The organism is Streptomyces sp. CoH27, from assembly GCF_020181035.1.
GTDB lineage: Bacteria > Actinomycetota > Actinomycetes > Streptomycetales > Streptomycetaceae > Streptomyces > Streptomyces camelliae.
This window is the reverse complement of record NZ_JAIQYY010000009.1, coordinates 147,457-172,933: the sequence shown is the minus strand read 5'-3', so window position 1 is coordinate 172,933 and position 25,477 is coordinate 147,457. Positions and strand designations below refer to the sequence as shown.

The window sequence follows — 25,477 nt, the reverse complement described above, 5'->3', positions numbered from 1 at the left end:
GGTGTGTATGTTCGATATCCCGGACATGGATCGGTGAACCGAACATGCCGCGCGCCGACGGTAGAGCCGCACGAGGGTGAAGTCAACGGCTGCGGCAGAGGTGAACCGGCCGTCCACGCCGGGCATTTCGGCCCGCTCGACGCGCGCGGCCGCCATACTTGGTCATCGTGCGCATTGCGATCATGACGGCCGGATCCCGGGGCGACGTCGCCCCCTACACCGGGCTGGGACACCGACTCGCGCTCGCCGGGCACGAGGTCACCCTGGTCACCCACGCACGCTTCGAGCCGCTGGTCACGGGCTCCGGCATACGGTTCCACGGGCTGCCCGTCGATCCGCGGGCGGAGCTGGAGTCACCGCGCGGGCGGGGTCTGCACCGCAGCGCGAGCGAGGCCACGAAGCTGCTGCGCCTGGCGGACCTGGCCCGCCGGGTCGTCGGGCGGATGACCGAGGACCTGCTCACGGCGGCCCGGGACAGCGAGGTGCTGCTGCTGTCCGCCTCCCTGGCCCCGCTCGGCCACACGATCGCGGAGGGCCTGCGGCTGCCGAGCATGGGCGTCTACCTCCAACCCCTCTGCGGCACCCGGGAGTTCGCGCCCCCCGTCCTCGGCGGCGGCTCCTGGGGGCCGACGGCCAACCGGGTCGCCGGGCACGGGGTCTGTCTTGCCACGGAACACATCTTCAGGCACGCCGTACCCGGGCTGCGCAAGCGGTTCGGGCTGCCGGCGCTGCGGGCCGGTGCCGCGCTGCGGGCCCGGGAGCGACGCCTCTGGCCGGTGCACCACGGCTTCAGTCCCCTGGTGGTGCCGCGCCCCCGGGACTGGCGGCCGCGCCTCACGGTGAGCGGCTACTGGTGGCCGTACGACACGGAGGACAAACTCCCTGGCAGAATACGGGAGTTCCTGGACTCGGGCCCTGCGCCGGTCTTCGTCGGGCTGGGCAGTGCCACCGTGCCGGACGCCGGGCGGCTCAGCGCCCAGGTGGTCACGGCGCTGCGGCGGGCGGGGCTGCGCGGGGTGATCCAGCGCGGCTGGGGCGGGCTCGCGGCCGACGGCGACGACATGCTGACCATCGGCGACGTGCCGCACGCGCTGCTCTTCCCCCGCCTGGCCGCCGTGGTCCATCACGCGGGCGCGGGCACGACCGCGGCGGGACTGCGCGCCGGGGTGCCGGCCGTGCCGGTGCCGGTCCAGTTCGACGCGGGCTTCTGGTCCACCCGCCTGATCACCCTGGGCGTCGCCCCCGCCGCCGTACCCCTGCGACACCTGACCGTGGACGCCCTTTCCTCGGCCCTGGTACGAGCCACGCGCGAGCCGGTGTACCGGGACCGCGCCCGCGTCCTCGGCACCCGCATCCGCGCCGAGGACGGCGCCGCCCCGGTGCTGGCCGCACTGGAGCGGCTGGGCGGCTGATCCGCGCGGCCCGGCTGGGAGCGGCCGCAGCGGCCGGCTCCGGCGTGCGCCGTCGGTGCCGGCCGCCGTGGCCCCTGCCCGAAAGTCAGCTGTACGTGAGCACCATGCGGAAGCGGGCGCCGCCCGAGAGCATCTTCTGGAAGGCGCCGCCCACATCGTCCAGCGGCACGGTCTCGGTCATCGGGCGGATGCCGTGCAGGGCGCTGAACTCCATGGTGTCCTGCACGTCCTGCGCGGTGCCGGAGGGGTGGCCGCGCACGACGCGGGCGCCCATGATCAGCTGGAGCGGGCTGATGCCCATGGAGTCGGGATCCGCGCCGATGACGACCAGTTCACCGCGCGGTGCGAGGCCGTCCACGGTGGCCGTGATGGCGGCGGAGTTGCCGGCGGTGGCCAGCACGACGTTCGCGCCGCCCAGGGACTGCAGGGCCTCGGCGACCGGCGTGCCCGCGGTGCTGTCGATGTAGTGGTGGGCGCCCAGCCGCTTGGCGAAGTCGGCCTTCTCCGCGCCACGGGCGATCGCCACGGTCTCGAATCCCATCGCCGCCGCGTACTGCACCCCGAGATGGCCGAGGCCGCCGAGCCCGAGCACCGCCACCAGGTCGCCCGGCCGGGCGGAGCTGCGCCGCAGCCCGTTGAACGTGGTCACGCCCGCACAGGCCATCGGCCCGGCGTCGCCGGCCGCCAGCGCGTCCGGGATCCGGGCCAGGGCGTCCACGGGCGCGATCACCTTCTCCGCGAAGCCTCCGTCGTAGGCCCACCCGGGCACCTTCAGGTTCGCGCACAGGATGAAGTCACCCTGCCGGCACGGCTTGCAGTGCCCGCAGCTGCCGCCGAACCAGCCGACCGCCACCCGGTCCCCGACCTGCCAGCCCGCGTCCTGCGCGCCCGCGCCGAGTGTCTCGACGTGCCCGGCGATCTCGTGCCCGGGGACCTCGGGGAAGGTGATGCCCGGCACCGCGGCGTGCACGAACATGGCGTCGCTGTGGCAGATGCCGCACGCCTCGACGGCGATCCGCACCTGGCCGGGCCCCGGCTCCGGCACCTCGCGCTCCGCCAGCTCGAACGAACCGCCCGCGCTCATCACCTGCGCGACTCGATAGGTACTCATCACACGCTCTCCTGTGTCTCGCGGTGTGCCTGCCGCTGCGGAGCACGGGTACGACCGCCCCCGCACCAGCAGACCAGCTCTGGGCCGATCCCGCGCGCCGAGCGGTACGAAGCGGGCCTTGACCTGGGACGACAGGGGAAGGGCCACGTCACCCGGGTCATGGGTCATGCGGCCCGGGGGCGCCAGCCTTCCGGGCGGAGCATCCCCAGCAACAGCCGCACCAGCTCCTCCACCACCTCGTCCAGCGTCGCGTCCACCCAGCCGGCGCTCCAGTCGTGCAGGAGGCCGTTGACACTGCCGATGAAGGCCGTGGCGGCGAGCCGGTAGTCCCGGGGCGCCGCCTCCCCGCGCACCACGGCCGCGTCCGCCTCGGCGCGGATGAGGTCGACCCAGCGGGCCCGGCGGGCCAGCCGCTGCTCCTCCAGGCGAGGGCTGACGCCGACGATCTCCACGAAGGTGATGCGGATACGTCGCGGGTCGCAGGTGACGTCGGAGGCGTAGGCGCGGAAGAGCACCGCGGCCCGTTCGGCCAGCGGCAGGCCGTCCGCCCCGGCGAGGGCCGCCAGCACGGCCTGTTCGGCCCAGCCGTTGACCTCCAGGTGCAGCGCGGCGAGGACGTCCTCCAGGGTGCGGAACTCCTCGTAGAACTGGCGCGTGGACAGGCCGGCGGCCTGGCTGAGCGCGGCGACCGTCGTCCCCCGGTAGCCGGGGGCGCCGCCGAACAGCTCCAGGGCCGCATCCAGGAACCGCCGGCGCCGCTCGGCCTGCCGCTCCTCGGCGGATCTGCCGCCGTAGCGGCCCGTCGGCGCCCTGAGTCTGCCCGTCACGTCTCCCCCTCCGCCCGCCGTCCCGGCCCCAATCTTGTCGTGCACACCTCTTGTCGAGTAACCGGCCCTCTCCTTACTTTTCAGTAAGTTCACTGTGAATGCGCCCGTGTTCAGATTCCCCCGAGGAAAGAGAGCAGTCATGCCTGCCTCCAGAACCAGGCACCTGTGCTCCGTGGCCGCCGCCCTCGCCCTGACCGTCGCCGGACCGGCGACGGCCGCCTCCGCCGCCACGGCCGCCGACGACGGCCTGCGCGAGGTGATGTTCGTCGGCAACAACTGGGACGGCACCGCCGATGTCATCAAGTCCTCCGGCGACTTCGCGAAGATCGGCCGGATCAACGTCGTCCCCGACAAGGCGGAGCGGCTCGCCGAGATCAACGCCGATCCGATCAAGTGGATCTACTACACGTCCATCCGCGACCAGGTCGGCCAGGGGCACGACCAGTACGCGGACGACATGTACTCCACGCCCGACGGCCGGTCCGTGGTCGTCTCCCGGCCGAGCTTCGCCGACGTCGTCTCCATCGACCTGGCCACCGACAAGGTCAACTGGCGCTTCCCGGTGGCCGGTTACCGCGCCGACCACATGGCGGTCTCGCCCGACGGCACCCGGGTCGCGGTGTCGGCCTCGACCGCGAACAAGGTGCAGGTGCTGGACATCGGCACCGGCAAGGAACTGGGCGAGTTCGACACCGGGGACAAGCCGCACGAGAACTTCTTCACCAATGGCGGCAAGTACATCTGGAACATGTCCATCGGCGAGGTCACCACGTCCCTCGACACGCCGGGGTGGGACTGGACCAAGGGTGACCGCCACATCACGATCGTCGACGCGACCACGTTCAAGCAGGTCAAGACCATCGACATGCGGCAGCGGCTGGACGCGATCGGGCTGAAGGACTTCTCGGACGCGGTCCGGCCCGCCGCCTTCACGCCCGACTGGTCCAAGCTGTACTTCCAGGTGTCCTTCTTCAACGGCTTCCTGGAGTACGACGTGGCCGCCGACAAGATCACCCGGGTGAAGACACTGCCGGAGAACCCGGCGACCAACCCGGACCGCACCACCTGGCTGCTGGACTCACGCCACCACGGCATCTCCATGAACCCCGAGGGCACCAAGCTGTGTGTCGCCGGGACCATGGACAACTATGCCACCGTGGTCGACCGGGCCTCCTTCGACGTCGGCCCGCTCATCACCGCATCGACGCCGTACTGGGCGACCGTCAGCGGCGACGGCAAGGACTGCATCATCTCCGAGGCCGGCGCCGACCAGGTCACGGCCATCGACTTCGCGACGGGTCAGAAGGTGCTGTCCGTTCCGGTCGGCGACCATCCGCAGCGCGTCCGGCTGGGGCACGTCCAGGCCGACTGGACGAGTCCGAGCGGGAGTTGAGCGCCGGCGGTCTCCGGGGTGCCCCCAACCCCCATCCCACCCCGGAGGCCGTACGGCTTCTTTCCGTTCAGGCGTCTTCAGAAGTGGGCCGCCGCCCACGCGGCCAGCTCCGACCGGGCCGCGCTCAGCAGGTCCGCCGAGGGCGCCGTGGCCCCGTTGGTCACCAGCGCGTAGTGCAGGGTCCCGGAGTCCGGGTCGGTGAGCAGCAGCCGGCGGCTGCCCGTGCCGCCCGGTTCGGGGGCGACGGCGACCGGTGTGGACGTGGTGTAGGCGGGCGGACCGCAGACCGTGCCCAGGTCGGAGACGACGGTGGTGGACGCGGTCGGGAAGGACGCCGGCAGGTGCAGCTCGGTGGGCGCGGTGCCGTCCCCGGAGCGCCACACCAGCAGCCCGTACTGCCCGGAGCCCACCAGCCGGGCCACGTTCGGCAGCGAGCTCGGCACCGGGTTCCAGGTGAGGGTGGTGGAGCCGTCACGGGAGCGGTCCTCGTAGGTGAAGGCCAGCGTCGTGCCGGCCGTGGCGCTCGGGTAGAGGCGGTCGAGCAGCCGGGCGTCCTGACGGAGGGTCACCTGGCCGGAACCGTCGAGGTTCACGGCGGAGAGGTCCTCGTCGTTCCAGGCGTCGCCGGCGGTGCGGACCTTGTCGGGGTTGCCGTTCATCAGCTCGTGGTGCCGGCCGTTGTACATGTCCCACTGCCACTGGGTGCCGGAGAGCACCGGGCCGGAGGCGGCCGGGTTCGACCACCAACTCGCGCCCGGCAGGCGGGAGTCGAGGGCCTGGTACATCGCCTTCAGGACGGTCGGCGCCTTGTCGGACACCGTGCCGGACAGCGGGTGCCCGAACTCGCTGACCACGGCCGCGGTACCGGCGGAGGCGGCGCGGTCGCGGACGCCGGCGAAGTCGGAGGCGTACTGGCCGTCGGCGGCCTTGCCCCACATCAGGATCCCGGAGATGGCCTTCTGGTCGTAGAAGTGGGTGTTGAAGACATAGCCCGGACCGAGGGTGCCCGCGTCCAGCAGGCCGCCCTCCTGCTTCTGGGTGGAGATGTTGGCGTTCCAGAAGAGGTTGGGCTCCACGAAGGCGGGCTTGCCCTGCCAGCCGGCCGCGTCCATCCGGGCGCGGAACTTCACGTAGAACGGCCACAGCAGATCGTGTTCCCAGGTGCGGGAGGTCTGCCCGGAGTCGTAACTGCCCGCGTACGGCTCGTTGTACGGGTCGAAGCCGGTGATGCCCGCGAACTCGGCGCTGCTCAGGTGCTGTTGGAGATAGGCCATGGTCGCCTGGGCGGTGGTGAGAAAGGCGTCCTGGAGGCCGTGGTTGTTGTGCCAGAAGTCGTACTGCGCCTGCTGCACGGCCGCGTTCTGGGTGATGTTCTGGCCCCAGAAGAGGCAGATCCCGCAGGACTCGGCAGGGTAACTCCCCGCGTCCACAGCCCACTTGGGGGCGCCGTCGCCGGTGTACCAGCTGCCCGTGTTGAACAGGTGGCGGGAGTAGAGGTCCTGGTGGAAGTCGGGGAAGACGCGGATGCCCTCGTCCAGGAAGGCGCGCATCTGCTCGGTGACGGCGGCCAGATAGGCGGTGTCCACCTGGCCTCGTACGGGTTCGGCGTGGGCCCAGGAGAGCAGGAAGCGGACCGCGTCGCCGCCGCCGAGGGCGCGTAGCGCGGTCGCGGACGTACGGGCGTCGGCGACGGAGGCGAACGGCAGCCCGCTGTTCTCCTCCAGTTTGGTCTCGCCGGAGACGTTGTAGCCGCGCAGGACGATCTCGCGCCCCTGGCCGTCGGTGAAGCGGCCGTTCTGGACTGTGAGGGAGGAGCCGTCGAACCAGAGGGAGTCGGAAGGGGTGGCGGCGGTGGCGGGCGGGGCACCCGCCACCGTCAGGAATCCGCTGAGGATGACCAGGACAACCAGCAGACGCGCCCGGATGTTCGGCATGTCCACCACAGTCCGGCCCGCCGAAAGCCACGTCAATACCACCTGACTCACAAGTAAGTTGACTCTCAGTCAGTTCTACGCATCACGTTCAGCAGATACTCCTTGCGGTTCAGCGGATTGCGGTCGGTGCGCGGCCGCTCGGGGACGGTGCCCCGGGTGACCGGCGCATAGTGGTCGAAGGCCGTCTCCAGCTCACCCTCGCCCCGGGTGAGGCCGGGCAGCCGCTGCTCCAGCTCGTGCACCCGCGCGGCGGGCACCGTGCCCTCCAGCACGGCACTCGCGCCGGGCGCGCCGGTGGTCTCCGGGACGGCGCCCAGCCGAGCGAGCACCGGCAGCAGCGCGCCCAGCGTGTCCGCCGGGGCCTGGAGGGTGAAGCGGTGCACCGGCTCGTGCACGACGGTGCCCGCGCGGCGCAGCGCCGCGGTCAGGACCAGCGGGGTCAGGCCCCGGAAGTCGTAGCCGGTGCTCGACATGCTCTTGTCGAAGCCCTGGTGGGCGTGGCTCTGCCGGGGCGAGTAGCCGCAGTGGGTCATGGTGACCGTGCAGTCGGGAATCCGCCAGCCGTGCAGCCCCTGGCCGAGCGTCTCGCAGACGGTGTCCTCGACGGCCTTGAAGAAGGCGTACGGCATCGAGCCCAGCTCCACCTCCAGCCGGAACGCGACGCCCGCGCCCGGCGGTGCGGGCTCGACGCGCAGGCCGACCGTGGCCAGGAACGGATTGGCGTCCTTCTTGTTGAACTCCACGGCGTGCCCGGTGCCCGCCGGCCGTTCGATGCACAGGGTCGTCGTCTCGCGGAAGGTGACATCCAGGCCGTACTCCTCGGCGAGGGTGGCCTGCACGACCTCCTTCTGCACCTCGCCGTAGAGCGAGACGGAGGTCTCCCCGCGCAGCTCGTCGTGGCGGACGTCGATGAGCGGGTCCTGTTCGGCGAGCTGGGTGAGCGCGAGATGCAGCGAGCGCCGGTCCGTACCGGGGCCGGGGACGACGACGGTCTCCAGGGTCGGCGGCGCGAAGTGGTGCTCGTACGCCCGTCCCGGCGCCCCGAGCGGGTCCCCGATCCGGATGCCGCCGAGGCCCTGGACCTTGACGATCCGCCCGGCGCCCGCACTGTCCCGCCGGACGTCGGCGGCGCCGCCGAAGACGCTGAGCGCGGTGACGCGGCCCTCCGGCCGGTCCGCACCGCGAGCCGCGTGCCCGAACGGGATCCGGTCGCGGACGCGCAGGGTGCCCGAGAAGACACGGGCATAGGCGATCTTCTCCCCCGCCGGGCCCCGCTCGACCTTGAAGACCGTGGCCGACAGGGTTCCGGCGGGGTCGCCGCCTGCTGCCGGCAGCAGGCGTTCGATGCCGGCGACGAGCTCCGGTACGCCCGCCCCCGTGACGGCGGAGCCGAAGTACACCGGGTGGACCTGGGACCGCCGGGCCTGGATGGCGAGGGCCGCGTGCAGCCGGCCGCGCTCGACCCGGTCGTCGACGTAGGCGGCGAGCAAGTCGTCGTCGCGGTCGGCGAGCACCTCCGCGGCGGCCGGACCGAGGCCGGGCACGAAGCGGGCGGCGCGGGTGCCGGACGCGGCGGGGCTGCCCATCGGGACGAGCGGCACGGCCAGCCTGCGGGCCATCTGGTCGAGCACGGCGGAGCCGTTCGCGCCGCGCCGGTCGATCTTGTTGACGAAGATCAGGGTGGGGATGCCCAGCCGGCGCAGGGTGCGCATCAGCACCCGGGTCTGCGCCTGGACCCCCTCGACGGCCGAGACGACCAGGACGGCGCCGTCGAGGACGCCGAGCACGCGCTCGACCTCGGCGATGAAGTCCGGGTGACCGGGGGTGTCGATGAGGTTGACGGTCACCCCGTCGAGTGGGAACGACACGACGGCGGACTTGATGGTGATGCCGCGCCGGCGCTCCAGCGCGAGGGTGTCGGTCCGGGTGTTTCCGTCGTCGACACTGCCGGCCTCGTCGATGACCCCGGCCATATGCAGCAGCCGTTCGGTCAGGCTGGTCTTACCGGCGTCGACATGCGCGAGAATTCCGAGATTGAGCAGATGCACTGAGCGTGATGTCCTTCGGCACGGGGTGGATTCCTTCCTGGGTGGACATGCACGCAGCGCGCATCGCTGGTCCTCTCTGAGTGACGTCGGATCGCCCAGCAGTGCAGCAGGGACAGCCCGGCAACGGCAATGGATTAACGTTCAACAAGCGTGCGGTCGCAGCGTTCGCCACCCCCACAGCGCGGCCATAGAGTGACGTACGTCACGATGGTGGCGGTCGGGAGGTCCCATGACCCGCATCAAGGTGAACGTGGACGGCACGGCGTACGAGGACGACGTCGAGCCCCGGCTTCTCCTGGCCCACTACCTGCGTGACCGCCTCGGTCTGACCGGCACCCCGATCGGCTGCGACACGTCCAACTGCGGGGCGTGCACAGTCGACCTGGACGGGCAGAGCGTGAAGAGCTGCGCGGTGCTGGCCGTGCAGGCCGACGGCGGCGCCGTGACCACCGTCCAGGGGCTGGCGCGGAACGGCGCGTGGACGGCGCTGCAGCGCGCCTTCCACGAGCGGCACGGCCTCCAGTGCGGTTACTGCACCCCCGGCATGATCATGGCGGCCCGGGACCTGCTGCGCGAGAACCCGCACCCCACCTCCGACGAGATCCGGCAGGCCCTGGAGGGCAACCTCTGCCGGTGCACCGGATACCAGAACATCGTCCGCGCGGTGCTCGCCGCCGCCGAGGAGGAGGACACCTCCGCCCGGCCTGAGACCCACCAGGTCACCGAGGAGGCCACGGCATGACCGGTCAGGCGGTCGAACCCGAGGTCGGGCGCGCAAGGACCCGCAAGGAGGACGCGCGGCTGATCACCGGCCAGACCACCTGGACCGACAACATCCAGATGGCCGGACTGCTGCACCTGGCCGTCCTGCGCAGCCCGATGGCCCACGCCCGCGTCACCCGCGTCGACGTCACCCCGGCGCTCCGGTGCCCCGGTGTGGTCGCCGCGTTCAGCGGCGCCGACCTCGCCGAGGGGCTCGGCTCGCTGCCCTGCGCCTGGCCGGTGACCGAGGACATCGTGCTGCCCGACCACCCGCCGATCGCCGTCGACGAGGTCCGCCACGCCGGCGATCCGGTCGCCGTGGTGGCGGCCCGCGACCGGTACGCGGCCGCCGACGCCCTGGAGGCGATCGAGGTCGACTACGACCCGCTGCCCCCGGTCCTGGACCTGGAGGCCGCGCTGGCGCCGGACGCCCCGCTGGTCCACGCGGACAAGGGCACCAACCGCTGCTACACCTGGCCGCTCGCCACCGGCGAGAGCTTCGAGGCGGTGCGCGCACGCGCCGACGTCGTCCTCAGGCGCCGCTACCACCAGCAGCGGCTGATCCCCAACGCGATGGAGCCGCGCGCGGTCGTCGTCACCCCGCTCGCCGCCTCCGGCGAGTACACGGTGTACTCGGCGACCCAGATCCCGCACATCCTGCGCATCATGCTCGCGACGATCACCGGGATCCCCGAGCAGAAGCTGCGCGTGATCGCCCCGGACGTGGGCGGCGGCTTCGGCTCCAAACTCCAGGTGTACGGCGAGGAGGCCCTCGCGCTCGCGATCGCCCGCAGGCTCGGCCGGCCGGTGAAGTGGACCGAGTCCCGCTCCGAGGGCTACCTCGCCACCCACCACGGCCGCGGGATGATCCAGGACGTCGAGGTCGCCGCCACTCGCGAGGGCAGGCTGCTCGGCCTGAAGGTCGATCTGCTCGCCGACATGGGCGCCTACCTGATGCTCGTCACCCCCGGCATCCCGATCCTCGGCGCCTTCATGTACCCGGCGATCTACAAGATGGACGCCTACGAGTTCAGCTGCACCGGCGTGTTCACCACCCGGACGCCCACCGACGCCTACCGGGGTGCCGGGCGCCCGGAGGCGACGTACGCCATCGAGCGGGTCATGGACGAGCTGGCCGCCGAACTCGGCCTGGACCCGGTCGAGTTGCGGCGCCGCAACTGGATCCGGCACGAGGAGTTCCCGTACACCACGATCGCCGGACTGACCTACGACAGCGGCGACTACGAGGCGGCGACGGCGAAGGCGCTCGAACTCTTCGGCTACGACGCCCTGCGCGCCGAACAGCGGGAGCGGAACGAGCGGGGCGATCCCGTACGGCTCGGCATCGGCGTGTCGACCTACACCGAGATGTGCGGTCTGGCGCCGAGCCGGGTCCTGCGCGATCTGCGGTACTCCGCCGGCGGCTGGGAAGCGGCGAGCATCCGCATGCTGCCCACCGGCAAGGTCGAGGTGGTCACCGGCACCAGCCCGCACGGGCAGGGCCACGAGACCTGCTGGAGCCAGATCGCGGCCGACGTGCTCGGCGTGCCCTTCGAGGACGTCGAGGTGGTGCACGGCGACACCAGGACGGCCCCGCAGGGCATGGACACCTACGGCTCGCGGTCGCTGGCCGTCGGCGGCGAGGCCGTGCACCGCGCCGCGACGACGGTCGTGGCGAAGGCCCGCAAGGTCGCCGCCCACCTGCTGGAGGCCGGCGAGCAGGACCTGGAGTTCAGCGGCGGGGTGTTCTCGGTGAAGGGCTCCCCGGAAGCCCGTAAGACCATCCAGGAGATCGCCTTCGAAGCATTCACCCACCACGACCTGCCCGACGGCGTCGAGCCCGGCATCAACGCCGAACACGTCGTGGACCCGGAGAACTTCTCCTACCCGCACGGCACCCATCTGTGCGCGGTCGAGGTCGACACCGAGACCGGGCGGACCCGGATCCGGCGTTACGTGTGCGTGGACGACGTCGGCCGGGTCGTCAACCCGATGATCGTGGAGGGGCAGGTGCACGGCGGACTGGCGCAGGGCATCGCACAGGCGCTGTACGAGGAGGCCGTGTACGACGACGAGGGCAACCTCGTCTCCGGCACCATGGCCGACTATCTCGTACCGTCGGCGGCCGACCTGCCGGACTTCGTCACCGACCGGACCGAGACACCGGCCACCTCGAACGCCCTGGGTGTCAAGGGCGTCGGGGAGGCAGGCACGATCGCCTCGACGCCCGCCGTGGTCAACGCCGTCGTGGACGCGCTGCGCCCGCTCGGTGTGCACGACGTCCGGATGCCCTGCACGCCCGAACGCGTGTGGCGCGCGCTGAAGGAGGCGTCGGGATGATTCCCCCGGCATTCGAGTACGCCCGTCCGGAGAGTGTGGAGGAGGCGGTGCGGCTGCTCGCCGACGCGGGCGAGGAGGCGAAGGTGCTGGCCGGCGGGCAGAGCCTGCTGCCGCTGCTCAGGCTCCGGCTGGCCTTCCCGGAACTGGTCGTGGACGTCGGCCGGATCCCTCGGCTGCGCGGGGTCCGCGAGGACGGCGACACGCTCGTCATCGGCGCCCTGACCACCCACCACGACGTGATCCGTGACCCGCTGGTGCGCCGGCACGCCGGTCTGCTGGCCGAGGCCACGGCCACGGTCGCCGATCCCGCCGTACGGCACCGGGGCACCCTCGGCGGGTCCCTGGCACACGCCGATCCGGCCGGGGACCTGCCCGCGGTGGTGCTGGCCCTGGACGCGGAGCTGATCGCCGCGGGGCGGGACGGCCGGCGCGCCATCCCGGCCCGGGAGTTCTTCGTGGACTACCTCCAGTCGGCGCTCGCGCCCGACGAGGTACTGGTGGAAGTACGGGTCCCCAAGACGGACGGCTGGGGCTTCCACTACGAGAAGTTCCACCGGGTCGCGCAGGCGTGGGCGATCGTCGGCGTCGCGGCGCTGGTACGGCGCGACGACGGGCAGGTGGCCGAGGCCCGCATCGGGCTGACCAACATGGGCACGACCCCGCTGCGCGCGTCGGCGGCCGAGGCGGCGCTGGCCGGTGCCGACGGTCCCGAGGCCGTGGCCCGGGCGGCCGAGCGGGCGGCCGAGGGCACCCGGCCCGCGCAGGACCTGTCCGCCACGCCCGAGTACCGGGCGCATCTGGCCCGGGTGCTGACCCGGCGGGCGGTGCTGGCCGCCGGCGGAGCGGGGTGAGCGCCGATCAACACGATGGACGACCCGGAGCGGGTGCGGGCCCGCCTGGAGGAGACGGGGTACCTCGTCGACGAAGGGCTGGCCGTCACCTGCTTCCTGGCCCTGAGGCTGCACCGGCCGCTGTTCTGCGAGGGCGACGCGGGCGTGGGCAAGACCGCGCTCGCCGCCGCCCTCGCCGAGGCGCTCGGCGCGCCGCTGATCCGGCTCCAGTGCCACGAGGGCATCGACGCCTCGCAGGCCCTGTACGACTGGGACTTCCCGCGCCAGCTGCTGCATCTGCGTGCCGCCGAGGCGGCCGGGGTGACGGACGCGGAGCGGCTGGAGAGCGAGCTGTACGACCGCCGCTTCCTCATCGCCCGGCCGCTGCTGCGGGCACTGCAGACCCAGCCGTCGGTGCTGCTGGTGGACGAGATCGACCGGGCCGACGACGAGTTCGAGGCGTTCCTGCTGGAACTGCTGTCGGAGCACTCCGTCACCATCCCCGAGCTGGGAACACTGCGCGCCGAGGAGCCGCCGGTGGCCGTCCTGACCTCGAACCGGACCCGGGAGGTGCACGACGCGCTGAAGCGGCGCTGTCTCTACCACTGGTTCGACCATCCGTCCTTCGCCCGTGAACTAGCCATCGTGCGGCGCCGGTTGCCCCGGGTGTCGGCGCGGCTGGCCGAACAGGTCACCGCGCTGGTGCAGGCCCTGCGCGGCGCGGACCTGGTCAAACCGCCCGGCGTGGCCGAGACCCTCGACTGGGCCGAGGCACTGGACGCCCTCGGCGCGAACGAGCTCGACGCCGACCTGGCGCTGGCCACGCTGGGCTCGGTCCTGAAGTACCGCGAGGACACGGAGCGCGCCCGGGGTCTGGACATCACGGCGGTCCTCGCGGCACGGGGCGGGTGAGCGGGATGGGTACGGCGGGGAGGGGGGCGGGGGCTTCCTCGGGAGGGGAGCGGGCCGGGAACGGGTGGCTGGGGGCCGATGCCGTGTTGCTCGGTTTTGTGCGGGCGTTGCGGGCGGCCGGGGTCGAGGCGAGTACCGAGCGGCTGCACGCGTTTCTGCGGGCCGTGGCCGCGCTGCGGCCCGGGGTGCGTGCGGATGTGTTCTGGGCGGGGCGGGCGACGCTGTGCGGCGGGCACGACGACCTGGAGCGGTACGAGCGAGTGTTCGCCGCGTACTTCGGGTCCGCCGGGGAGCGGGCGCCGCGCCCGGTCCGTGCCGCTGCCCCGTCCCGGCTGCGGCTCGTCGCCCGTAAGGCGCCCGTGGTTGCGGGTACGCCGGGCGACGGTGAACCGCAGGGGCCGCCCGCCGCCGTGCTCGCAAGCTCCGCCGAGGTGCTGCGGCACCGCGACGTCGCCACGCTCGACGCCGCCGAACGGGCCCAACTGCGGTGCCTGCTGGCCGCGTTCGCGCTGGAGGGTCGGACACGGCGCTCGGCCCGGCGCCGGCCCGCCCGGCGCGGCGAGGTCGATCCGCGGCGCACCGTACGGGAGTTGCTGCGCCGCGTCGGGGAACCGGCCCGGCTGCGGCGGCACGCACGGGTCGAGCGGCCCCGCCGGGTGGTGCTGCTGGTGGACGTGAGCGGCTCGATGGCGCCGTACGCCGACGCACTGCTGCGGTTCGCGCACGCGGCGGTGCGCGCGGGGCGTACGGAGGCGTTCACCATCGGCACCCGGCTGACCCGGGTGACCCGTGAACTCTCGCACCGCGACCCGGACGTGGCGATGGCGGCGGTCGCGGCGGCCGTGCCCGACTGGCGCGGCGGCACCCGGCTCGGCGAGCTGGTGCGGGAGTTCCTGAATCGGTGGGGGCAACGCGGGATGGCGCGCGGCGCGATCGTCGTCCTGCTCTCCGACGGCTGGGAGCGCGGCGATCCGGAGCTGCTCGGCCGGCAGATGCGCCGCCTGCACGCCCTGGCGCACCAGGTCATCTGGGCCAACCCCCGCAAGGCCCGCCCCGGTTACGCCCCGCTGGCCGCCGGCATGGCGGCCGCGCTGCCCAGCGTGGACGCCTTCGTCGAGGGGCACAGCCTGGCGGCACTGGAACGGCTGGCGGCGGTGGTGCGGGGCGCGGACGCCGGTGCGGAACGGGTGACGGGTGCGGGCCGGACGGCCGGCCCGGACCCGGTGAGAGGAGCCGAGCGTGCGTGAGATTCTGCCGGTGCTGGCCCGGTGGCATGGGGCCGGGGTGCCGTTCGGGCTGGCCACGGTCGTCGCGGTCAGCCGTAGCGCCCCGCGCGGGCCCGGCGCCGCCATGGCGGTGGGCCCGGACGACGAGGTCGTGGGGAGCGTGTCCGGCGGCTGTGTGGAGGGCGCGGTGTTCGAGCTGGCGCAGGAGGTCGTGGCCGGCGGTGAGGCGCGTCTGGAGACGTTCGGGTACAGCGATGCGGACGCCTTCGCGGTCGGGCTCACCTGCGGCGGCGAGATCACCCTGCTGGTACGGCCGGTGACCCCGGATTCCGACCCGGCGTTCGGCGCGGTCGCCGCGTCGGTCGCGGCGGGCGAGCCGGTGACCGTGGCCACGGTGGTGGACGGACCCGCGCCGCGCGGCGCCACGCTCGCCGTCTGGCCGGACGGGACGGACGGCACCCTCGGCGCATCCGGCCTCGACGTCGCGGTCACCGCCGACGCGCGCGGCGAACTCGCCCTCGGCGCCTCGGTGGTACGGCACTACGGGCCGCACGGCGAGCGCCGCGAGGACGCCGTGACGGTGTTCCTCCAGTCGTTCGCGCCGCCGCCGCGCATGCTGGTCTTCGGCGCCATCGACTACGCGGCCGCGGTGGCCCGCATCGGCGACTTCCTCGGCTACCGGGTGACCGTGTGCGACGCCCGCCCGGTCTTCGCCACGCCCAAGCGCTTCCCGGCGGCCGTCGAGGTCGTGGTCGACTGGCCGCACCGCTACCTCGCCGGCACCGAGACCGACGACCGCACGGTGATCTGCGTCCTCACCCACGACCCGAAGTTCGACGTGCCCCTGCTTCAGGAGGCCCTGCGCCGCCCGGCCGCCTACATCGGGGCGATGGGCAGCCGAAAGACCCACGACGAGCGGCGTGCACGGCTCACCGAGTCCGGTCTGACCGATGCCGAGCTGTCCCGGTTGCGCTCACCGCTCGGGCTCGATCTCGGTGCCCGTACCCCGGAGGAGGTCGCGGTGTCCGTCGCCGCCGAGATCGTCGCCCTGCGCTGGGGCGGCAGCGGAGCACCCCTGACCACGACCGCCGGAGCCATCCACCCGCCCGCCGTCTGACGAAGCCCGGCGTGTCCGAGAGGAGCAGGTCATGGAGCTGCACCACGAGTTCACCGTCCCCCTCCCGGTCGACGACGCCTGGCAGGCGCTGCTCGACATCGAAGGGGTCGCGCCCTGTCTGCCGGGCGCGGTGGTGGAGGACTACGACGGCACGACCGTGACCGGCTCGGTGAAGGTGAAGGTCGGCCCGGTCACCGTCACCTACCGGGGCACGGCGGTCTTCGAGGAGCAGGACGCCTCGGCCCACCGGATGGTGCTCGTGGCGAGCGGCCGGGAGACGCGGGGCCAGGGCACTGCGCGGGCGACGGTCACCGGCACGCTCAGCGAACACGACGACGGCGGCACCGCGGTGTCCGTACACACCGAACTGACGGTGACCGGGCGACCAGCACAGTTCGGGCGGGGTGTGCTGGCGGAGGTGGGCGACCGGCTGGCCAGCCAGTTCGCGGCCTGCCTGGCGGACCGGCTGACCACGCTTCCCGAACCCACTGCCGAGGAACCGGCCGCCCTCACCGACGAACAGCCCCAACCGCTGGACCTCCTGCGCACGGCCGGAGTCCCGGTGGCCAAGCGTGCGGCCCTCGCCGTAGCGGCGCTGGCCGCACTGGCGTACGCGGCGAGACGGCTGCTACGACGCGGGCGGAAGGGCCGCACCTGTCAACACCGGTGAAGAGGTGAACGCACCGATCCCGGCAGCCGGCTGGGCCATGTTTCCGAAGTGTGCTTCGCACCTTGCCCTACGCCCTGATCATCTTGGCGTGGGGCGAGGGGATCTTGCTGACGAGCAGTGGTCGGTGTCGGAGCCATTGCTGCCGGTCGCGGTGTCGGGCAGGCCGACCGTGGGCCGCCGGAGACTGATGGACGACCGGGCCTGCCTGCGAAAGCGCGGGATCCGCTGCACGATTCCGGAGTCGGCCGACCAGGCCAGGAACCGCAAGCGGCGCGGGAAGACAGACGGGCGGCCTCCGGCCTTCGACCGGGATGATGACAAGGCCCGGCATGCGGTCACGGTGCGGACGGCGGGCCGGGCCGCGCGATGCAGGAGTGTTGCCGGTGAGAAGGCCGTGCATCACGCGTACCACCCGGCACTGACAATCCCCGCGGATCCCCCGCACCCGCTCCTCGGCTACCCGGCGTCGCCCGCCACGCGCGCGTGCAGATGCTGGTCGTGCCAGCCGTCGCTGTGCAGGAGGGCGCTGCGCTGCGTGCCCTCGTAGGTGTATCCGGCCTTCTCGGCGACCCGGCAGGACGCCGGGTTTGCGACCGAGTGGCACAGGCGCAGGCGGTGCAGGCCCAGGTCGTCGAAGGCCCACTGGGTGAGCCTTCGCGTGGCCTCGACTGCGATGCCGGCGCCGCGCGCCGCGGGCAGGAGCCAGTAGAGGATCTCGGCGCTGCCGCCGTGCAGGTCGATGTCGCCCCATCCGCAGAGTCCGACGGCCGGGCCGTCCGGCCTGGCGATGGCCCATATCGCGGCGATCTCGGCCCGCCAGCGGGCGTGCATGCGCTCGATCCTGGCGCACGCCTCCTCACGGCTGCCGACGGTGAAGCGGTTCCACGTGCGGATGGCGGGATCCTGGCCGGCGGTCAGCAGCGTCTCGGCGTCGTCGGAGCGCCAGGGCCGTAGCTGGAGTCCGCCGGGCAGAGCGAGTACGGGCTGCTCGCCGCCGGCCATGCGACCCGCCGGAACGACGTCACCCGGTATGCCGTTGTCAGAGATCATCTCGGCATCCTGGCACACGGCCGCTACCGCTGCGGCAGCCGGTGCAGGGTGATCTCGGTGAGCGCGCCGCCGGTGAGGGTTGCCGTCAGGTAGGTGCAGTGGGGCTGGCGGCGCCGGTCGGTCGGGGAGCCGGGGTTGAGCAGGCGCAGGCCGTTCGGGGCGGTGGTGTCCCAGGGGATGTGGCTGTGGCCGAAGACCAGCACGTCGAGATCGGGGAAGCGGGCGGCGCAGCGGGCCTCGCGGCCCTGGGCGGGGCCGGTCTCGTGCACCACGCCGAAGCGCAGGCCGTCCAGCTCGGCGTACGCCACCTCGGGGAGCCGGGCGCGCAGTTCGGGGCCGTCGTTGTTGCCGTACACCCCGATCAGGCGGCGGCTGCGGCTCTCCAGCAGGTCCAGGGTGGCGGTGTCGACCCAGTCGCCGGCGTGGAACACCACGTTCGCGCGCGGGAGTTCGGCCAGCAGCTGCTCCGGGAGCCGCTTGGCGCGCTTGGGCAGGTGGGTGTCGGACAGCATCAGCAGACGCACAGGGTCAACGTAACCGAGAGACCGCCCCGGAACTCATCGGGCAATTAATCAGGTGAGACTGAACAGGTTGGATTGAACAGGTTGGACTGGACAGTTTCAGCTGTCGGTCCTACGCTGACCGCATGGCTGACATCTCCGACACCGCCACCCGTGCCGCGCGCGATCTGCGCGTGGTCTTCAGCAGGCTGCGGCGGCGGCTGCGCGAGGTCGCGCAGGACACCGACCTCAGTCCGTCCCAGGAGTCGGCGCTCACCCTGGTCGGCAAGCACGGCGCCGCCACGGCCAGCGCCCTCGCCGCCACCGAGGGCGTGCGCCCGCAGTCGATGGCGACCACGCTCACCGCTCTGGAGCAGCACGGCCTGATCCGGCGCGCCCCCGACCCGGCCGACGGCCGCCGCCAGCTGGTCACGCTCACCGACACCGGCAGGGCCCGCATCGAGGGCAACCGGCAGGCGCGGGAGGAGTGGCTGGCCCGCGCTTTCCAGGACCGGTACACCGAGGAGGAGCGACAGACCGTCCTCACGGCGCTGGAGCTGATGGAACGGCTGTCGCAGCCGTGATACCCAGGCTGAAGGGACGCACCGCCCGGGAGGTCGGCCGCCCCGCCCCGGCCGGATTCGACCGCCGGCTCATCGCGCCGATGGCCCTCGGCTCGGTCCTGAACCCCGTCAACTCCTCCATGATCGCCGTGGCGCTGGTGCCGATCGGCGTCGCCTTCGGTGCCCCGCCCGCCGAGACGGTGTGGCTGGTCTCGGCGCTGTACCTGGCCACGGCCGTCGGCCAGCCCGTGATCGGCCGCCTGGTCGACATGTACGGCCCGCGCAGGCTCTACCTCACGGGTACGGCCCTGGTCGGCGCCGCCGGTCTGCTGGGCGCGCTCGCGCCCTCGCTGGGCGTGCTGATCGCGGCCCGGGTCCTGCTCGGGTTCGGCACGTCGGCGGCGTACCCGGCAGCCATGCGGCTGACCCGCAGCGAGGCCGAGCGCACGGGGCGGGACAGCCCCGCCGGGGTGCTGGCCGTGCTGGCCGTCGCCAACCAGACGGTGGCCGTCGTCGGGCCCGCGCTCGGCGGCCTGCTGATCGGGGCCGGCGGCTGGCGTGCCGTGTTCACCGTCAACGTGCCGCTGTCGGCGGCCTGTCTGGTGCTCGGCGCGCTCCGGCTGCCCCGGACCGAGACCCGGCGGCGCAGCGTGGACCTGCCCGGCATGGCGCTGTTCGCGCTGATGCTGGTCGCGCTGATGCTGTTCCTGATGGACCCGCGCGCCGACCGCTGGTATCTGCCGGTACTGTCGGCCGCCGCGGCCGCCGGCTTCGCGCTGCGCGAGCTGCGGGTGCCGGACCCGTTCGTCGACCTGCGCGTCCTCGGCGGCAACGGCCCGCTGCTCGCCACCTATCTGCGCCAGCTGCTCGCCTACACCACGTCGTACACCTTCATGTACGGCTACACGCAGTGGCTGGAGCAGGGGCGCGGGCTCAGTGCCTCCACCGCCGGGCTCCTGCTGCTGCCCCAGTCGGCGGCCGCGCTGGTCGTGTCCGCGCTCAGCGGACGCCGCGAGGCGGTGCGGAGCAAGCTGCTCGTCGGCTCGGTGCTCCAGGTCGCCGGCTGCGCCCTGCTGCTCCTCGTGCGCGCCGGCAGTCCGCTGTGGCTGCTGCTCGTGGCCGGCGCGGTGCTCGGCGTCCCGCAGGGGCTGCTCGGCCTGGCCACGCAGAACGCCCTGTACCGGCAGGCCGCCCCGGAGCGGATCGCCTCCGCGGCCGGGCTCCTGCGGACCTTCGGCTATCTCGGCGCGCTGGCCGCGTCCGCCGCCACCGCGGGGTTCTACCCGCACCGCGCCGACACCGCCGGGCTGCACGGCCTGGCCCTGTTCATGCTCGCCGGCTCCGCCCTGTTGCTGGCGACGACCCTGCCCGACCGTTCCCTCGGCCGGCTCACCCCCACACCCACCAGCACCCCTGGAAAGGACTGACCGACTCATGTCGCTCACCACGCTCGACCCCCGTACCGCCCTCGTCGCGATCGACCTGCAGAACGCCATCGTGGCCATGCCGACCCAGCCGTACCCCGGCTCCGAGGTGGTGGCGCGCACGGCGGAACTCGCCGACGCCTTCCGCGCCCGGAACCTGCCGGTCGTCCTGGTCCGCGTCTCCTTCGCCGCCGACGGCGGAGACGTCGTACCCGGCCGCACCGAGCGCCAGGCCCGCGGCCTCGCCTTCCCCGAGGGCTGGGACGTCATCGTCGACGAACTGTCCGGCCACGCCGGCGACATCCGTGTCACCAAGCACAACTGGAGCGCCTTCCACGGCACCGACCTGGACGTCCAGCTGCGCCGGCGCGGCATCACGCAGATCGTGCTGACCGGCATCGCCACCAGCATCGGCGTGGAGTCCACCGCCCGGGACGCCTACGCGCACGGCTACCACGTCACCCTCGCCACCGACGCCATGGCCGACGCCGACGGCGAGGCGCACGCGGGCAGCGTCGAGCGGATCTTCCCGCGGCTCGGCGAGAGCGGTACGACCGCGGACGTCCTGGAGCTGCTGGCGAAGACCCACGCCTGACCGACGTCCTGCCGGGACATCGCCTCGCGGATGCGGGCCAGTGCCGCCCGCAGGGCCGAGCACCGGTCCCGCAACGGCGGAAGGGCGACGGCCGCCCACCGCTCGTGGCCGAGGACGCCACAGGCGGGCCGGCGCGCGCCGACCGGGCGAAGGACCGGCCATCGGCGGAGCGCACCCGGTCCGGGTCGGCGCCCGCCGGCCGGAACACCCCGACCGCCGGCTCGTACCGGCCGGCGTAGCGGAGCCGGTGGCGTGGCGCACGCCGTGCGCGCCCGTGCGGGCGGTGGCCGAGTCCGTCACGGGCCGTGCCCCGGTCGACCGAGTGGCACAGGTCGTGCCCCTTGCGCTTCTCGGGGAACTGGTGCGGGCCGTAGTTGTCGGAGCAGCGGTGACGCGGACGCCCAGGCCGTGGGTGCTGTGGCAGATGTCGCCCTGCACGAAGCCGAGGCGGGGGTGGCCGGCCGGGAGGTTGGTCACGGTGCCGGCGTAGGTGAGCTTGTCCAGCACGGTGACGCGGAGCGCGTCGACGGCGAGCGGCGCGCGCACGTGCGCGGATCCGATGAACCCGGCGCCGCCCGTGACGAGGAGATGCGCCAGAACTCCGGTTCACGGTCGGTGATCAGCCTGTCCAGCTTACGGAGTGGAGTGCGCAGGGCGTGGCGCGGACCCGCCCCCGGCCACCGCGAGTAGCTTCGCCAGGGATGACCGAACCACCCCGGATGCCCGACTCCCCCGAAGCCATCGGCGCCCCCGAGGCCGTCGGTGCTCGCGAGGCCCTCGACGCGCGTGCGGCCGCCGAGCGCTACACGGTCCCGGCCCCACGCCCCGGCCGGACCCTGCTGCGCTGGGCCGCCACGACCGACCACAAGGTGATCGGCCGGCTGTACATGGTCACGGCGTTCTGTTTCTTCCTGTTCGCCGGGCTGCTGGCCCTCGGCATGCGCGCGGAACTGGCCCGGCCGGGGCTGCAGTTCCTCAGCGAGCACGGCTACAACCAGTTCTTCACCATCCACGGCACGATCATGATGCTGCTGTTCGCGACGCCCATGTTCGCGGGCTTCGCCAACGCCGTGATGCCGTTGCAGATCGGCGCGCCGGACCTGGCGCTGCCCCGGCTGAACGCGATGTCGTACTGGATGTACCTGTTCGGGGCGCTGATGGTGGTGTCCGGCTTTGTCGTTCCGGGCGGGGCCGCCTCGTTCGGCTGGTTCGCGTACGCGCCGCTGAACAGCGCCTACTTCTCGCCTGGCGCGGGCGGTGATCTGTGGGCGATGGGCCTGGTGGTGACCGGTGTGTCGACGACACTGACCGCGGTCAACTTCATCACCACGATTCTGTGCCTGCGCGCTCCGGGCATGACCATGTTCCGGATGCCCATGTTCACCTGGAACGTGCTGTTCACCTCGATCCTGGTCCTGCCCGCGTTCCCCGTGTTCGCGGCCGCGCTGCTGGCGCTGGAGGCGGGCCGCAAGTTCGGGGCGCACGTCTTCGACGCGGCGAACGGGGGCGCGATCCTCTGGCAGCACCTGTTCTGGTTCTTCGGGCATCCGGAGGTCTACATCGTGGCGCTGCCCTTCTTCGGGATCATCTCGGAGGTCATCCCGGTGTTCTCCCGCAAGCCGCAGTTCGGCTATCTGCCGATGATCGGCGCGACCATCTCGATCACGATGCTGTCGGCGGTGGTGTGGGCGCACCACATGTTCGCCACGGGCGCGGTGCTGCTGCCGTTCTTCTCCCTGATGTCGTTCCTGATCGCGGTGCCCACCGGGATCAAGTTCTTCGCGTGGATCGGGACGATGGTCAACGGGTCGGTGTCGTTCGAGACCCCGATGCTGTGGGCCCTGGGCTTTCTGATGTCGTTCCTGCTCGGCGGGCTGAGCGGGGTGCTGATCGCCTCCCCGCCGCTGGACTTCCACGTGACCGACAGCTACTTCATCGTGGCGCACCTTCACTACGTGCTGTTCGGCACCGTCGTGTTCGCGATGTTCTCCGGGTTCTACTTCTGGTGGCCGAAGTTCACCGGGAAGATGCTGGACGAGCGGCTCGGCAAGCTGCACTTCTGGCTGCTGTTCCCGGCGTTCCAGCTGACCTTCCTGGTGCAGCACTGGCTCGGCGCGGCCGGCATGCCGCGCCGGTACGCGGACTATCTCCCGGCGGACGGCTTCACCCTGCTCAACACCCTGTCCTCGGCGGGCGCGTTCCTGCTGGGCGTCTCCACCTTGCCGTTCCTCTACAACGTCTGGCGCACCGCCGCCAAGGGCGAGAAGGTCACCCTCGACGATCCGTGGGGCTGGGGCCGGGGCCTGGAGTGGGCCACCTCCTGCCCGCCGCCCCGGCACAACTTCGTCGCCCTGCCCCGGATCCGCTCGGAGTCGCCCGCGTTCGATCTGCACCATCCGGAGGCCGGACAGACCGGGGCGGAGGCCGCGCGATGAAGACCGAGGCGATGCTGTTCGGCGGGGTGGCGCTGTTCTTCGGGGGATCCGCCGCGCTGTACGGGGTGTGGTCCGGGGACGAGACGGGCACGGTCGCGCTGGTCGTCGCGTGCGGGATGGCGGCGCTGGTGGCGTTCTTCTGCCTGATCCAGTACCGGCGCCGGGGCACCCGCGCCCAGGACCGTACGGCCGCGGAGGTGGCCGACGGAGCGGGGCCGGTGGCGTTCTTCCCGGACGAGAGCATGTTCCCGATCGTCACCGCGCTGGGCTGCGCGGTGACGGCGACCGGTGTCGTCTACGGTCTGTGGCTGTTCCTCATCGGTCTGGGCGTTCTGGCTCGTGGGGTGTTCGGGATGGCGTTCCAGTACGCGCAGCGGTGAGCTGCCGGCGCGGGGCGCCGGGCCGGAACGAGGTCACGGGTTCGTGGTCGGACTCGTAGCCGCCGGTGACGTTCTGCCGGATCTCACCGGTGGACACCCCCTCCGCCAGCCGGTGCCGTTCGGCCTCGGTGAGGGCCCGGCACAGCCACCGGGTCACCACGAACGCCAGCACGGGCGCCACGATCAGGGCGACGCGCAGCACCCAGGTGAGCGCGTTGACGGAGATACGGAAGGTCTGGGCGATGACGTCGTTGCCGCCGGCCAGCAGCAGCACGCCGTACCAGACGGTGCCCGCGACGCCTAGGCCGGTGCGGACGGGGCGTTCGCGCGGCCGGTCGCAGAAGTGCTGTTCGTCGCGCCACTCTCCCGTGATGCGCTGCTCCACGAACGGATAGGCGTAGAGCACGGCGAACAGCAGGGCGGGCAGGACCACGGCAGGCAGCAGGACGTTCCACATCAGGGTGTGCCCGGCGACGTTCGTCTCCCACGCCGGCACCAGTCGCAGCGCGCCCTCCAGGAAGCCGACGTACCAGTCGGGCTGGGAGCCGGTGGAGACCAGGTCGGGACGGTAGGGGCCGTAGTTCCAGACCGGATTGACCTGGGCGAGCGCGGACAGCAGCACCAGGACGCCGGCGACGGCGACGGACAGGCCGCCCGAGGAGGCGGTGAACTGCGGGAAGAAGGGCTTGCCGACGGCGTTGCCCACGGTGTGGCCCGGGCCGCGCCACTGGGTGTGCTTGAGGTGGAACACCAGGATCAGATGCACGGTGAGCAGGGCGATCAGGGCGCCCGGGAGCAGCAGGACGTGCACCGGGTACAGGCGGGTGATGATGTCGTGTCCCGGGAACGCGCCGCCGAAGACGAGGAAGGCGACGTAGGTACCGACCACCGGGATCGACGTCATGATGCCCTGGGCGATGCGCAGCCCGGTGCCGGAGAGCAGATCGTCGGGGAGGGAGTAGCCGGCGAAGCCTTCGGCGAGGGTGACCACGAACAGGGTCAGCCCGATCACCCAGTTCAGCTCGCGGGGGCGGCGGAAGGCCCCGGTGAAGAAGATCCGCAGCAGGTGCACGCCGATGGCGGCGACGAAGACCAGCGCGGCCCAGTGGTGGGCCTGCCGCATGAGCAGTCCGCCGCGTACGTCGAAGCTGATGCGCAGGGTGGAGTCGAACGCGGCCGACATGCGTACCCCGCGCAGCGGTGCGTAGGGGCCGGTGTAGACGACCTCGCGCATCTCGGGCGTGAAGAACAGGGTCAGCCAGACCCCGGTGAGGATGAGCACCAGCAGGCTGTACAGCGCCAGTTCGCCGAGCAGGAAGGACCAGTGGTCTGGAAACGCCTTGCGCAACAGCGGACCGCCCTCCAGCACGGGCAGCCGGGCGTCCGCGGCGCCCACGAGCCGTTCGCCACGGCGGCCGGCCCGGCCCGTGGACCCTGCGCCGCCGCTCCCGTGCCCGACGCCACCGCTCCCCTGTCCCGCGCTCCACGCCCCAGGCACTGCGGGCCCGCTCCCCTGTCCCGCGCTCCGGGGCCCCTGCCCTGCGCCGCCGCTCCCGTGCCCTGCCGTCCGGCTCCCGTGCCCTGCCGGTCCGCTCATGTGTCCTGCGGTTCCGCCGCCGCCCGGGTCACCTCGGCCTCGATGTCCCCGCGGGGCCGGCCGCTCTCCCTGGCGAACTCGCTGAGCGCGGTCTGCACCTCGCGGGCCAGGTCCTGGGAGGCGCGCAGGGCGGTCTCGTAGGTCTCCGACTGAGCGCCCGTCATCCCCCGCTCGGCCGGCGGGCCGTAGGCCTCCCGCAGCTCATCGACCGTGCGCTGCGCCGCATCGGCGGCGCGCTGCTTCTCCACCAGTTCTGCGAAGGTGTGTGCCACGCCGACCGACCCTAGGCACGCCCGGCGGGCGAACCCCTCCGACCTGCCGTGTCCGGCCGCACCCGTACCCGAGTGGCGG

Annotated in this window: 22 protein-coding genes and 1 pseudogene; 14 read left to right on the top strand and 9 right to left on the bottom strand. The window is 72.6% G+C overall.

Annotated elements, in window-relative coordinates:
• Positions 1–182 precede the first annotated feature (182 nt).
• Complete coding sequence (locus LE548_RS16605) at positions 183–1,412, top strand: glycosyltransferase (RefSeq protein WP_225097781.1); 1,230 nt, start codon at positions 183–185, stop codon at positions 1,410–1,412.
• An 85-nt stretch (positions 1,413–1,497) separates the two neighbouring features.
• Here LE548_RS16605 and LE548_RS16600 read toward each other — a convergent pair whose 3' ends face one another.
• Both LE548_RS16600 and LE548_RS16595 read right to left on the bottom strand, forming a co-directional pair.
• On the bottom strand, positions 1,498–2,523 hold the full coding sequence (locus tag LE548_RS16600) for an alcohol dehydrogenase catalytic domain-containing protein (RefSeq protein ID WP_225097622.1): 1,026 nt from the start codon (positions 2,521–2,523) through the stop codon (positions 1,498–1,500).
• Between the two features lie 164 nt (positions 2,524–2,687).
• On the bottom strand, positions 2,688–3,350 hold the full coding sequence (locus LE548_RS16595; protein WP_225097621.1) for a TetR/AcrR family transcriptional regulator: 663 nt from the start codon (positions 3,348–3,350) through the stop codon (positions 2,688–2,690).
• 139 nt (positions 3,351–3,489) lie between these two features.
• On the opposite strand from LE548_RS16595, the gene LE548_RS16590 reads away from it, so the two are divergent.
• Positions 3,490–4,743: a YncE family protein gene (locus LE548_RS16590; protein ID WP_225097620.1), complete on the top strand. Its 1,254-nt coding sequence runs from the start codon at positions 3,490–3,492 to the stop codon at positions 4,741–4,743.
• 77 nt (positions 4,744–4,820) lie between these two features.
• Here the strand turns inward: LE548_RS16590 and LE548_RS16585 are convergent, their stop codons facing one another.
• Together LE548_RS16585 and LE548_RS16580 are read right to left on the bottom strand one after the other, a co-directional pair.
• A complete protein-coding gene (locus LE548_RS16585) occupies positions 4,821–6,677 on the bottom strand; it encodes a cellulase family glycosylhydrolase (protein WP_225097619.1) in 1,857 nt (618 codons plus the stop codon).
• 65 nt (positions 6,678–6,742) lie between these two features.
• On the bottom strand, positions 6,743–8,725 hold the full coding sequence (locus LE548_RS16580; RefSeq protein WP_225097618.1) for a translation factor GTPase family protein: 1,983 nt from the start codon (positions 8,723–8,725) through the stop codon (positions 6,743–6,745).
• A 229-nt stretch (positions 8,726–8,954) separates the two neighbouring features.
• On the opposite strand from LE548_RS16580, the gene LE548_RS16575 reads away from it, so the two are divergent.
• The 7 genes from LE548_RS16575 to LE548_RS16545 are packed head-to-tail and all read left to right on the top strand — an operon-like array spanning position 8,955 to position 16,582.
• The gene (locus LE548_RS16575; RefSeq protein ID WP_225097617.1) at positions 8,955–9,467 is read left to right on the top strand and encodes a (2Fe-2S)-binding protein; all 513 of its coding nucleotides are present in this window, start codon (positions 8,955–8,957) and stop codon (positions 9,465–9,467) included.
• Positions 9,464–11,827, top strand: coding sequence for a xanthine dehydrogenase family protein molybdopterin-binding subunit (locus tag LE548_RS16570; protein ID WP_225097616.1), 2,364 nt, complete (start codon positions 9,464–9,466; stop codon positions 11,825–11,827). The genes LE548_RS16575 and LE548_RS16570 overlap by 4 nt, the downstream gene beginning before the upstream one ends.
• The gene (locus LE548_RS16565) at positions 11,824–12,678 is read left to right on the top strand and encodes a xanthine dehydrogenase family protein subunit M (protein ID WP_225097615.1); all 855 of its coding nucleotides are present in this window, start codon (positions 11,824–11,826) and stop codon (positions 12,676–12,678) included. Before LE548_RS16570 ends, LE548_RS16565 begins: the two co-directional genes overlap by 4 nt.
• Before the next feature lie 15 nt (positions 12,679–12,693).
• On the top strand, positions 12,694–13,569 hold the full coding sequence (locus LE548_RS16560) for a MoxR family ATPase (protein ID WP_225097614.1): 876 nt from the start codon (positions 12,694–12,696) through the stop codon (positions 13,567–13,569).
• Positions 13,570–13,574: 5 nt separating this feature from the next.
• On the top strand, positions 13,575–14,816 hold the full coding sequence (locus tag LE548_RS16555; RefSeq protein WP_263636177.1) for a VWA domain-containing protein: 1,242 nt from the start codon (positions 13,575–13,577) through the stop codon (positions 14,814–14,816).
• Positions 14,809–15,912, top strand: coding sequence for an XdhC/CoxI family protein (locus LE548_RS16550; RefSeq protein ID WP_225097612.1), 1,104 nt, complete (start codon positions 14,809–14,811; stop codon positions 15,910–15,912). The genes LE548_RS16555 and LE548_RS16550 overlap by 8 nt, the downstream gene beginning before the upstream one ends.
• A gap of 31 nt (positions 15,913–15,943) precedes the next feature.
• The gene (locus LE548_RS16545) at positions 15,944–16,582 is read left to right on the top strand and encodes an SRPBCC family protein (RefSeq protein ID WP_225097611.1); all 639 of its coding nucleotides are present in this window, start codon (positions 15,944–15,946) and stop codon (positions 16,580–16,582) included.
• 456 nt (positions 16,583–17,038) lie between these two features.
• On the opposite strand, the gene LE548_RS16535 is transcribed toward LE548_RS16545, so the two are convergent.
• Entirely contained in the window at positions 17,039–17,632 is a 594-nt protein-coding gene (locus LE548_RS16535; protein ID WP_225097610.1) for a GNAT family N-acetyltransferase, read from the bottom strand.
• A gap of 23 nt (positions 17,633–17,655) precedes the next feature.
• Positions 17,656–18,156, bottom strand: coding sequence for a metallophosphoesterase (locus tag LE548_RS16530; RefSeq protein WP_225097609.1), 501 nt, complete (start codon positions 18,154–18,156; stop codon positions 17,656–17,658).
• A gap of 122 nt (positions 18,157–18,278) precedes the next feature.
• Between LE548_RS16530 and LE548_RS16525 the strand changes: the two genes are divergently transcribed.
• From LE548_RS16525 to LE548_RS16515, 3 genes are read left to right on the top strand one after another with little or no spacing between them, the layout of a single operon-like run.
• Positions 18,279–18,716, top strand: coding sequence for a MarR family winged helix-turn-helix transcriptional regulator (locus tag LE548_RS16525; protein WP_225097608.1), 438 nt, complete (start codon positions 18,279–18,281; stop codon positions 18,714–18,716).
• Complete coding sequence (locus LE548_RS16520; protein WP_225097607.1) at positions 18,713–20,122, top strand: MFS transporter; 1,410 nt, start codon at positions 18,713–18,715, stop codon at positions 20,120–20,122. Before LE548_RS16525 ends, LE548_RS16520 begins: the two co-directional genes overlap by 4 nt.
• A 7-nt stretch (positions 20,123–20,129) precedes the next feature.
• Positions 20,130–20,714, top strand: coding sequence for an isochorismatase family protein (locus LE548_RS16515; RefSeq protein WP_225097606.1), 585 nt, complete (start codon positions 20,130–20,132; stop codon positions 20,712–20,714).
• Between the two features lie 420 nt (positions 20,715–21,134).
• Here LE548_RS16515 and LE548_RS16510 read toward each other — a convergent pair.
• Positions 21,135–21,311: pseudogene (locus LE548_RS16510) on the bottom strand (NAD-dependent epimerase/dehydratase family protein); the annotation flags it as partial.
• Between the two features lie 122 nt (positions 21,312–21,433).
• Between LE548_RS16510 and ctaD the strand changes: the two are divergent.
• A complete protein-coding gene (gene ctaD, locus LE548_RS16505; RefSeq protein ID WP_225097780.1) occupies positions 21,434–23,149 on the top strand; it encodes a cytochrome c oxidase subunit I in 1,716 nt (571 codons plus the stop codon).
• Positions 23,146–23,529 carry a cytochrome c oxidase subunit 4 gene (locus LE548_RS16500; protein WP_225097605.1) on the top strand — a complete coding sequence of 128 codons (384 nt, stop codon included), beginning with the start codon at positions 23,146–23,148 and terminating at the stop codon, positions 23,527–23,529. The genes ctaD and LE548_RS16500 overlap by 4 nt, the downstream gene beginning before the upstream one ends.
• On the opposite strand, the gene LE548_RS16495 is transcribed toward LE548_RS16500, so the two are convergent.
• Together LE548_RS16495 and LE548_RS16490 are read right to left on the bottom strand one after the other, a co-directional pair.
• Entirely contained in the window at positions 23,465–24,925 is a 1,461-nt protein-coding gene (locus tag LE548_RS16495) for a ubiquinol-cytochrome c reductase cytochrome b subunit (protein WP_225097604.1), read from the bottom strand. The genes LE548_RS16500 and LE548_RS16495 overlap by 65 nt on opposite strands.
• Positions 24,926–25,122: 197 nt before the next feature.
• The gene (locus LE548_RS16490; protein ID WP_225097603.1) at positions 25,123–25,398 is read right to left on the bottom strand and encodes a hypothetical protein; all 276 of its coding nucleotides are present in this window, start codon (positions 25,396–25,398) and stop codon (positions 25,123–25,125) included.
• Between the last annotated feature and the right edge of the window lie 79 nt (positions 25,399–25,477).

Coding starts and splice junctions, on each gene's coding strand:
- LE548_RS16545 (WP_225097611.1), top strand. CDS start 15,944: ATGGAGCTGCACCACGAGTTCACCGTCCCCCTCCCGGTCGACGACGCC.
- LE548_RS16500 (WP_225097605.1), top strand. CDS start 23,146: ATGAAGACCGAGGCGATGCTGTTCGGCGGGGTGGCGCTGTTCTTCGGG.
- ctaD (WP_225097780.1), top strand. CDS start 21,434: ATGCCCGACTCCCCCGAAGCCATCGGCGCCCCCGAGGCCGTCGGTGCT.
- LE548_RS16525 (WP_225097608.1), top strand. CDS start 18,279: ATGGCTGACATCTCCGACACCGCCACCCGTGCCGCGCGCGATCTGCGC.
- LE548_RS16570 (WP_225097616.1), top strand. CDS start 9,464: ATGACCGGTCAGGCGGTCGAACCCGAGGTCGGGCGCGCAAGGACCCGC.
- LE548_RS16590 (WP_225097620.1), top strand. CDS start 3,490: ATGCCTGCCTCCAGAACCAGGCACCTGTGCTCCGTGGCCGCCGCCCTC.
- LE548_RS16555 (WP_263636177.1), top strand. CDS start 13,575: ATGGGTACGGCGGGGAGGGGGGCGGGGGCTTCCTCGGGAGGGGAGCGG.
- LE548_RS16575 (WP_225097617.1), top strand. CDS start 8,955: ATGACCCGCATCAAGGTGAACGTGGACGGCACGGCGTACGAGGACGAC.
- LE548_RS16515 (WP_225097606.1), top strand. CDS start 20,130: ATGTCGCTCACCACGCTCGACCCCCGTACCGCCCTCGTCGCGATCGAC.
- LE548_RS16560 (WP_225097614.1), top strand. CDS start 12,694: ATGGACGACCCGGAGCGGGTGCGGGCCCGCCTGGAGGAGACGGGGTAC.
- LE548_RS16605 (WP_225097781.1), top strand. CDS start 183: ATGACGGCCGGATCCCGGGGCGACGTCGCCCCCTACACCGGGCTGGGA.
- LE548_RS16585 (WP_225097619.1), bottom strand. CDS start 6,677: ATGCCGAACATCCGGGCGCGTCTGCTGGTTGTCCTGGTCATCCTCAGC.
- LE548_RS16600 (WP_225097622.1), bottom strand. CDS start 2,523: ATGAGTACCTATCGAGTCGCGCAGGTGATGAGCGCGGGCGGTTCGTTC.
- LE548_RS16565 (WP_225097615.1), top strand. CDS start 11,824: ATGATTCCCCCGGCATTCGAGTACGCCCGTCCGGAGAGTGTGGAGGAG.
- LE548_RS16535 (WP_225097610.1), bottom strand. CDS start 17,632: ATGATCTCTGACAACGGCATACCGGGTGACGTCGTTCCGGCGGGTCGC.